Origin of the sequence: Escherichia albertii NBRC 107761 = DSM 17582 (genome assembly GCF_000759775.1) — a bacterium.
Classification (GTDB): domain Bacteria; phylum Pseudomonadota; class Gammaproteobacteria; order Enterobacterales; family Enterobacteriaceae; genus Escherichia; species Escherichia albertii.
Map to the genome: position 1 here is coordinate 1 of NZ_BBMY01000163.1, position 9,344 is coordinate 9,344.

The window sequence follows — 9,344 nt, forward strand, 5'->3', positions numbered from 1 at the left end:
ACAGAAAAACAGGAGCCATCTGGCTCCTGTTCGCTTTTCTGGAGAAGCGTTTATTCAGCGTCTTCGTGAATATGTTTGCTGCTGGCTGGCAGTAAGCCATCGGCGCGGAACATCGCTTTAATGCCCCTGATGGCCTGACGAATACGATCACGGTTTTCAATCAGCGCAAAGCGCACATGCGTATCGCCGTAGTCGCCAAAACCGATGCCTGGAGAAACACACACCTTCGCTTCATTGAGCAGTTTCCTGGCAAATTCGAGCGACCCCATTGCGGCATATGGTTCTGGTATTTTTGCCCAGACGTACATCGAAGCCTTCGGCATTTCAACCATCCAGCCTGCTTCATGTAGCCCTTTTACCAACACATCGCGGCGACGCTTATACTGTTCAGCAATATCACGCACACATTGCTGATCGCCTTCCAGCGCCGCAATAGCGGCTACCTGCAATGGCGTAAAGGTGCCGTAATCGTGATAGCTTTTGATACGCGCCAGCGCGCTGACCAGCGTCTTGTTACCAACCATAAAACCAATTCGCCAGCCTGCCATGTTGTAGCTTTTCGACAGAGTAAAAAACTCAACCGCCACATCACGCGCGCCCAGCACCTGCATGATTGACGGCGCTTTCCAGCCGTCGTAGACGATATCGGCATAGGCCAGGTCGTGGACCACCAGCACATCGTAGCGTTTCGCCAGCGCCACAACCTTCTCAAAGAATTCCAGTTCCACGCATTGCGCGGTTGGGTTTGACGGGAAGCCGAGGATCATCATCTTCGGTTTCGGATAACTTTCACGAATGGCACGCTCCAGTTCATTGAAGAAATCGACACCTTCCACCAGCGGCACTGAGCGTACCTGCGCCCCGGCAATCACCGCGCCGTAAATATGGATCGGATAGCTTGGATTTGGCACCAGCACGGTGTCGCCATGATCCAGCGTCGCCAGCATCAGATGCGCCAGTCCCTCTTTCGAGCCAATGGTGACGATAGCTTCTGATTCCGGGTCGATATCAACGTCATAGCGCTCCCGATACCAGTGGGAGATCGCGCGACGTAACCGCGGAATACCGCGTGACGTGGAGTAACCGTGTGTGTCCGGTCGCTGCGCCACAGTACATAATTTTTCGACAATATGCGGTGGAGTCGCACCGTCCGGGTTGCCCATACTGAAATCGATAATATCTTCACCGCGCCGACGCGCAGCCATTTTCAGTTCAGCGGTAATGTTAAAAACGTAAGGCGGGAGGCGATCAATGCGCGTAAAGCGACGTTCAGGGCGAGTGTCAGCCATAATTTCCTCAGATTCACGTGAGCGCCCGGACCGTCCGAGCGACGCTGCCACGATGGTGGCTGTTTTGAAAATAGCCTGAACAAATTCTGTCTGTCGAGTGCTTTAGCAAAATATTTTTTATTGCCAAAAAAGAGGAACACATTTCTTAAAACAGGAAATTAAGAACAATCGACACGAAAAACACCACCAACATAATTAACATTATAATTGCAATAAATTTACTATTTAGCGTGTCATCAGCAAGAGAGGTATTGTTAATACACCATTCAGCGATCAATCCCCTTTTAAAAATGTGGTTTTTCCTCAAAAAGAAGCACACTGGTCATCGGCCTTCAGGTTACCTATCATAGAGGTTTAATCCTTATTCAGAGTCACCCGTGCACGAAATATTCAACATGCTGCTGGCGGTATTCGATCGGGCAGCGTTAATGCTTATCTGCCTGTTTTTCCTCATTCGTATCCGTCTGTTTCGCGAACTGTTGCACAAGTCGGCACACTCACCGAAAGAGTTGCTCGCCGTTACCGCGATATTCTCACTGTTCGCCCTGTTCAGTACCTGGTCCGGCGTACCGGTGGAAGGTTCACTGGTTAACGTCCGTATTATCGCGGTAATGTCTGGCGGGATCCTGTTTGGCCCGTGGGTGGGCATCATTACCGGCGTGATCGCCGGTATTCATCGTTATTTAATTGATATTGGCGGTGTGACGGCGCTCCCCTGCTTCATCACCAGTATTCTCGCAGGATGTATTTCCGGCTGGATTAACCTGAAAATCCCTAAAGCGCAACGCTGGTGCGTCGGTATTCTCGGCGGCATGTTGTGTGAAACGCTGACCATGATTCTGGTGATTATCTGGGCGCCGACTACCGCACTGGGGCTGGACATCGTCTCCAAAATTGGTATACCGATGATCCTCGGCAGCGTCTGTATCGGCTTTATTGTGCTGCTGGTGCAAAGCGTTGAGGGCGAAAAAGAAGCCAGTGCCGCGCGGCAGGCTAAGTTGGCGCTGGATATCGCCAATAAAACGCTGCCGCTGTTTCGTCATGTGAATAGCGAATCATTACGTAAAGTCTGTGAAATTATCCGCGATGATATTCACGCCGACGCAGTGGCGATTACCAATACGGAACATGTACTGACCTATGTCGGCGTGGGGGAACACAACTACCAGAATGGCGATGATTTCATTAGCCCAACGACGCGTCAGGCAATGAACTACGGAAAAATCATCATTAAAAATAATGATGAAGCCCACCGCACGCCGGAGATCCATTCCATGCTGGTGATCCCGCTGTGGGAGAAAGGCGTAGTGACCGGCACGTTGAAAATTTACTACTGCCATGCTCACCAGATAACCTCGTCATTACAGGAAATGGCGGTCGGCCTGTCGCAAATTATCTCCACTCAACTGGAAGTTTCTCGCGCCGAGCAATTACGTGAAATGGCAAATAAGGCAGAACTTCGCGCCTTGCAAAGCAAAATTAATCCCCATTTTCTGTTTAATGCCCTGAATGCAATCTCATCGTCGATCCGTCTGAATCCAGATACCGCTCGCCAGCTCATCTTTAATTTATCGCGTTATCTCCGCTATAACATTGAATTAAAAGATGATGAGCAAATCGATATCAAAAAAGAGCTGTACCAAATTAAAGACTATATCGCCATTGAGCAGGCCCGCTTTGGCGACAAACTGACCGTTATCTACGATATTGATGAAGAGGTAAATTGCTGCATTCCAAGTCTGTTGATTCAGCCGCTGGTGGAAAATGCCATTGTACACGGTATTCAGCCCTGTAAAGGGAAAGGCGTTGTCACCATCAGCGTTGCAGAGTGCGGTAATCGGGTTCGGATTGCAGTGAGAGATACCGGACACGGCATTGATCCGAAAGTCATTGAACGGGTCGAAGCGAACGAAATGCCGGGTAATAAAATCGGCCTGCTGAATGTGCATCATCGTGTGAAGTTATTGTATGGTGAGGGGTTACATATCCGTCGTCTGGAACCGGGAACGGAAATCGCGTTTTACATTCCTAACCACCGCACCCCCGTCGCCTCACAGGCTACGTTATTGCTTTGAGCCGGAGTGATATTGTGAAAGTCATCATTGTTGAAGACGAATTCCTGGCACAACAGGAACTTAGCTGGCTGATAAAAGAGCACAGCCAGATGGAGATTGTCGGCACCTTTGACGACGGTCTGGACGTGTTGAAGTTTTTGCAACATAACCGCGTCGACGCCATTTTTCTGGATATCAATATTCCGTCGCTGGATGGCGTACTGCTGGCGCAAAACATCAGCCAGTTCGCCCATAAACCGTTTATTGTGTTTATCACCGCATGGAAAGAACATGCGGTGGAAGCGTTCGAACTGGAAGCATTTGACTACATTCTCAAGCCATACCAGGAGTCACGCATCACCGGGATGCTGCAAAAACTGGAAGCGGCCTGGCAACAACAGCAAACCAGCAACACGCCCACCGCACCGCTAACGCGTGAAAATGACACCATTAATCTGGTGAAAGATGAACGCATCATCGTGACGCCAATCAATGACATTTATTACGCTGAAGCGCACGAAAAAATGACGTTTGTCTATACGCGGCGTGAGTCTTATGTGATGCCAATGAATATTACCGAGTTTTGCAACAAACTCCCGCCATCGCACTTTTTTCGCTGTCATCGCTCGTTTTGTGTCAATCTGAACAAAATTCGCGAGATAGAACCGTGGTTTAATAACACCTACATTCTGCGGCTGAAAGATCTGGATTTTGAAGTGCCAGTTAGCCGCAGCAAAGTAAAAGAGTTCAGGCAGTTAATGCATCTCTGATTCAGGGAATACAAATGAAAGCAGCAGGCTTGCCCGCCGATCAACAATTTTTCGCCGATCTGTTCAGCGGCCTGGTGCTTAACCCGCAACTGCTGGGGCGCGTCTGGTTTGCCAGCCAGCCTGCCTCACTGCCTGTCGGGAGTTTATGTATTGATTTTCCGCGTCTGGATATTGTGCTACGCGGCGAATACGGCAACTCGCTGGAAGCAAAGCAGGTACGCATGGTGGAAGGAGAAATGCTGTTTATTCCGGCGCGTGCGGCTAATTTACCGATCAACGGCAAACCGGCAATGCTGCTAAGCCTGGTGTTTGCCCCAACCTGGCTTGGATTATCGTTTTACGATAGTCGCACTACCTCGCTGTTGCATCCTGTTCGTCAGATCCAGCTTCCCAACCTGCAACGCGGCGAAGGCGAAGCGATGCTCACCGCCCTCACCCATCTCAGCCGTTCACCGTTGGAGCAAAATATCATTCAGCCGCTGGTGTTAAGTTTGCTGCATCTTTGCCGAAACGTGGTGAATATGCCGCCCGGTAATACACAACCGCGCGGCGATTTCCTCTATCACAGCATTTGTAACTGGGTTCAGGATAATTTTTCCCAGCAACTCACCCGTGAAAGCGTGGCGCAGTTTTTTAATATCACACCCAATCATCTGTCAAAACTGTTTGCTCAGCATGGAACGATGCGCTTTATCGAATATGTTCGCTGGGTACGGATGGCGAAGGCAAGGATGATCTTGCAGAAATACCACCTGTCGATTCATGAAGTGGCAGAACGTTGCGGTTTTCCTGATAGCGACTATTTTTGTCGCGTTTTCCGGCGTCAGTTTGGCCTGACGCCGGGAGAGTACAGCGCCCGTTTTCAGGGCTAATCTCAGAAGGTTAATTCTGCTTCCAGTAACGTCAGGATGCTTTGCGCATCTTGCGCGGCAAACAGCGACTGGCGAAAGTTTTTATTCACCAGTTTGCGCGCCAGTTGCGAGAAGACTTTCACATGGTTCATCCCTTCGTTAGCGCCCAGCGTTAGCATGATCACCAGTTCCACATCGCCCATCTCTGACTGCCAGTCGATTGGTTTTACCAGCCGGGCAATACTGATACTGGAATGGCGGATCCACTGGGATTTGGTATGCGGGATCGCCACGCCAAAACCGACGCCGGTGGTAACAATCTCTTCCCGCTGCCAGACATCTTCTTCCAGTTCGAATGGATGCTCAGTACGCCCGTTAACGCCCAGGTTGCCGCAGAGGAACTGAATCGCCTGTTCTTTATTGCGAAAAGCCTGATCAACGAAGATATTCTCCAACGCTAACAATGGGCGAACGTCCTCTTCTGGCGTAAACGCGGTAAGTAATGCTTCAATCTCCTGCGCACTGCGGCATTCGCACGCCTGGCGAGCCAGTTCCCGGCACGCTTCACTGTCGAGTTGGCGAAGCTGGCTTTTCACTGCCGGAATGCGTGGACTACTCATACTCAGCTCATCAAGCCCCAGCCCAAGTAGTAACGGCAGATAGCGGCTTTCGCCGCCGAGTTCCCCGCAAATACCTACCCATTTTCCTCGCTGATGCGCAGTAGTAACGATTTGCTGCAACATACGCAGGAACGATGGCGTAATCGGGTTATACAGCGATGAGACGCGCGGGTTATTACGATCGACTGCATACAGATATTGCGTCATATCGTTGGAACCAATACTGAAGAAATCAACCTCATCGCAGAAGTGGTCGATGATGTAGCACACCGATGGGACTTCAACCATAATCCCGAGCGGGATCGTCTCTGCGTGACGCAGGCCATCGCGCTTAAGTTCAACGATCGTTTTTTGGATCTCATCCTTCACCCATAAGATCTGATCGAGACTGTGAACCATCGGGATCATCAACTGAGCATTGCCAAAACTGGCAGCGCGCAAAATCGCCCGTAGCTGAGTACGAAACAGGCCTGTAAATTCCGGGTAGATTCGTACCGCGCGGTAACCAAGGAACGGATTCTCTTCCTGAGGAATATTCAGATAAGGAATGCTTTTATCACCACCGATGTCCATCGTGCGGAAGATAATCGGTTTGTCGCCTGCCGCCAATAACACCTGCTGGTAGGCTTCAAATTGCTCCTGCTCGTCCGGCGCGCTGTCGCGATCCATATACAACATTTCGGTACGGAATAGCCCGACGCCTTCCGCGCCGTTGGCAAACGCACCTGGGGCTTCCAGAGCGGTGCCAATATTCGCCGCAATATCAATCCGCTTATTATCACGAGAATAGGCCAGTTGCGCGGCGGCCTGCGCCTGTTGCTGCTGACGTTTGTCCGCCAGCGTCTGCGCAACCTGATAATAACCGCTCACGGCGTCATTGGGGTTAATAGCCAACACGCCGCACTGGGCGTCGAGTACCGCCGGTTGCCCGGCATATCGGGCAATCGCATCCAGCGGCAGGCCACTCAAAACCGGGATCGCCGAGGCGCGGGCCAGAATCAGGGTATGCGAGGTACGCCCGGTTTTCTCCAGAATCATGCCCGCAAGATTCTTCAGTTCGAGGCTCAGGAACTGGCTTGGGGTTAAATCTTCGGTCACCAGAATGGTGGGGTTTTCAAGTACCAGATTGTTGCGCGGTTTTAGCTCCGGCCAGGTAATATGCAACAACTGCTCACTGATATCGCGAATATCGCTGACCCGCTCGCGCAAGTAGTCACTGGCGGAGGCAGAAAGCTTGGCGCAAATCTGCTCCATATTATTGATAATCGCCGCGCCCAGCCCCTGATGTTGTTCCGCCATCAGGCGACGGATATTCCCCGCAAATTCATCATCCTGAATCAGCGATAAATGGGCGCTCAAAATAGTTTTGCTTTCGCCGTCACGCTCGCGCAGTTGTTGGTTCAGTTGCTCAGCAAGCGTTGCCAGGCTGTGTTCCAGCCGGGTGATATCTTGTGCACTCGCTGGAGTCGCACGATAACTATCGAGGCTGTCGCTCTGTAACAGGGTCAGCGTACCCACGCCGACGCCGCTTGCCAGTATATTGCCGTAAAGCAAATCGGGATTCAGGCGGCTTAATGAACGCGGCAGCGGGTGCGTCGCCAGTTCTGCCTGCGTCGGTTGTATGCTGTCACTGTCGATAAAACGCGCCTGGATGTACTCTTCCAGTACGCGTCGTGCCTGCTCTTCATCGCTGCCGCTAATATTCAGGCTGCAACTGTCATTAAATAAGGTGCCAGTGCCAATCAATGCCAGCGAGCTTTTCGCATCGGCTTTCGTATTCTGGCGGTGGTTTATGAAGGTCACTTCGCTTTGCCACCGGCTACACTGCTCTTTAAGCTCCCACGCCGGACGGGCATGAAGACCGTTAGGCAAAGGGCAGAGAAATTGAATCGTTAACATAACCGCTCCGGGTTAATCAGGAGATCATCTGAAGTCCGTCAGTTGAACAACTGTCTCACGCGTAAGACGTTGAATGAGGGCAGATAAAAGCTGCTGTATTTGCAAAATGTCGCGGCAATCGGCAATCGACGCGGCGCAATGTCCGTGGCGGGTAGCAGGCCCCATCACCACTGTGGGAACGCCAGTACCGGTTAAGTGCACCGCCCCACCGTCCGTGCCACCATTGCTGAACATATCCACCTGTAACGCCACACCAGTTTCTGCCGCCACGGTTTCAATCCACGCGGTGAGTTTGGGTGGCGCAATCAGCGATTTATCGCTTAACACCAGCATCGGGCCATTACCAATCTGGCGATGGTTAGCCGCGCCATAATCAAAGTTTTTCGCCCAGCAAGCGGTATCCAGCACAATGGCGACGTCCGGCGACACCACCCGGGTGGCGGTTTGCCCACCACGTAGCCCAACCTCTTCGCTGGAGCTGCCTACCAGCCAGACTTCCGCAGGCAGTTCAGCTTCATGCAATTCACGCAGTAACATCACCAGCAGATAACAACCGAGGCGGTCATCAAAAGCTTTCCCCATTACCCGCTGGTGAGGGAGAACCTGAAAAGTCGTATCAAACGTAACACGATCGCCTGGACGAATTCCCGCCTGCATCACTTCGTCATACGAGCGCGCGCCAATGTCCACGCGCATAGCGCTAACGTCATTCCCCTGCCGCTCGCCATCAAGCAGACCTGGAATTTTGCACTCTTCACGGGTGGTGATCCGCACCGCCTGAAGCTGGCGGGCAGCCATGCGTACGTTGCCAATCGGCAGCACATCAATAGCCCCTTCGCGGGAGATGCTACGCACCATAAATCCCACTTCGTCCATATGCGCACAGATCATCACCTTCGGACCTGTCGATTCATTCAGGCGGATCAGTACCGATCCCAGACCATCAAAACGGACCTCTTTTTGCAGGCGATCCGCTTCTTCCAGCAGGATCTGCCGCACTTCCTGTTCCGAGGAGGCGATCGCATCTGCCTCGCTCAACGCTTTTAATAGCGATAAATCCATTATGCCTCTCCCGTGAGCAACACTGTTTTCGGCGTGGCATACAGCACTTCGGCGCCTTGCGGGGTAACCAGTACGACATCTTCAATACGCACGCCCCCCAGCCCTGGCAGATAAATCCCCGGCTCCACGGTCAGTAGCATGCCTGGCTGTAGCGTCGTGGTGTCTCGCGGTGAAAAACGCGGCTCTTCATGGACTTCAATGCCAATGGCATGACCGGTGTTGTGACCGAAATAGTCGCTAAAACCAGCCTCGGTAATCACCCGGCGCGCGGTGCCGTCAACCTGCTGGCAGCGCACACCGGGGCGAATCGCAGAGATGGCCGCCAGTTGTGCTTGCAGAACAATCTGGTACACGTCAAACAGTGGATGAGATTCGGCGCTCACCCCTTCGCCATTCACCAGGAAGGTGCGCGTCATATCGGAGCAGTAGCCCTGATACTGCGCACCGAAATCGAGAGTGACAAACTCGCCCGCGGCAACAATCTTGTCGCTGGCTTTACCGTGCGGTAGCGCTCCGCGCCAGCCACTGGCGACAATGGTGTCAAAAGAGGCTTTTTCTGCCCCCTGCTGGCGCATAAACCACTCCAGCTCAGCAGCAATCTCGCATTCGCTCATCCCCGCCTGAATAAAGCGGCGAATATGTTGCGCACCGCGATCGGCAATCCCACAGGCAAGGCGGATTTTCTCCACCTCATCTGGCGTTTTGATTTGCCGCAGCACATCCGGCGTGGCGCTAACCAGCGTTGAATTGAGTTCAGACTGCCAGCGGTGCACGGTTTCCCAGCTCACCTGCTGGCCCT

7 protein-coding genes are annotated in these 9,344 nt (G+C 52.3%); 3 read left to right on the forward strand and 4 right to left on the reverse strand.

All coding sequences use genetic code 11. The features are described from left to right. Window positions 1–50 precede the first annotated feature (50 nt). Window positions 51–1,289: an alanine transaminase gene (alaC, locus tag EA14781_RS20680; protein WP_000785911.1), complete on the reverse strand. Its 1,239-nt coding sequence runs from the start codon at window positions 1,287–1,289 to the stop codon at window positions 51–53. 377 nt (window positions 1,290–1,666) lie between these two features. Here alaC and ypdA point away from each other — a divergent pair, with 377 nt between their 5' ends. From ypdA to EA14781_RS20695, 3 genes are read left to right on the forward strand one after another with little or no spacing between them, the layout of a single operon-like run. Further along, complete coding sequence (gene ypdA, locus EA14781_RS20685; RefSeq protein WP_000544387.1) at window positions 1,667–3,364, forward strand: two-component system sensor histidine kinase YpdA; 1,698 nt, start codon at window positions 1,667–1,669, stop codon at window positions 3,362–3,364. Between the two features lie 14 nt (window positions 3,365–3,378). Continuing rightward, a complete protein-coding gene (gene ypdB, locus EA14781_RS20690; RefSeq protein WP_002461650.1) occupies window positions 3,379–4,113 on the forward strand; it encodes a two-component system response regulator YpdB in 735 nt (244 codons plus the stop codon). A 14-nt stretch (window positions 4,114–4,127) separates the two neighbouring features. Then, window positions 4,128–4,985 (forward strand): AraC family transcriptional regulator, encoded by an 858-nt coding sequence (locus EA14781_RS20695; RefSeq protein WP_000642251.1) that lies wholly within the window; start codon window positions 4,128–4,130, stop codon window positions 4,983–4,985. 2 nt (window positions 4,986–4,987) lie between these two features. Here EA14781_RS20695 and ptsP read toward each other — a convergent pair whose 3' ends face one another. The 3 genes from ptsP to ypdF form a co-directional block, all read right to left on the reverse strand. Continuing rightward, entirely contained in the window at window positions 4,988–7,483 is a 2,496-nt protein-coding gene (gene ptsP, locus EA14781_RS20700; RefSeq protein ID WP_000955950.1) for a phosphoenolpyruvate--protein phosphotransferase, read from the reverse strand. A gap of 24 nt (window positions 7,484–7,507) precedes the next feature. Then, window positions 7,508–8,545 (reverse strand): aminopeptidase, encoded by a 1,038-nt coding sequence (ypdE, locus tag EA14781_RS20705; protein WP_000366015.1) that lies wholly within the window; start codon window positions 8,543–8,545, stop codon window positions 7,508–7,510. Next, window positions 8,545–9,344 (reverse strand): aminopeptidase (gene ypdF / locus EA14781_RS20710; RefSeq protein ID WP_042336161.1); only part of this gene is annotated, 800 nt, incomplete at its 5' end. The genes ypdE and ypdF, both read right to left, overlap by 1 nt.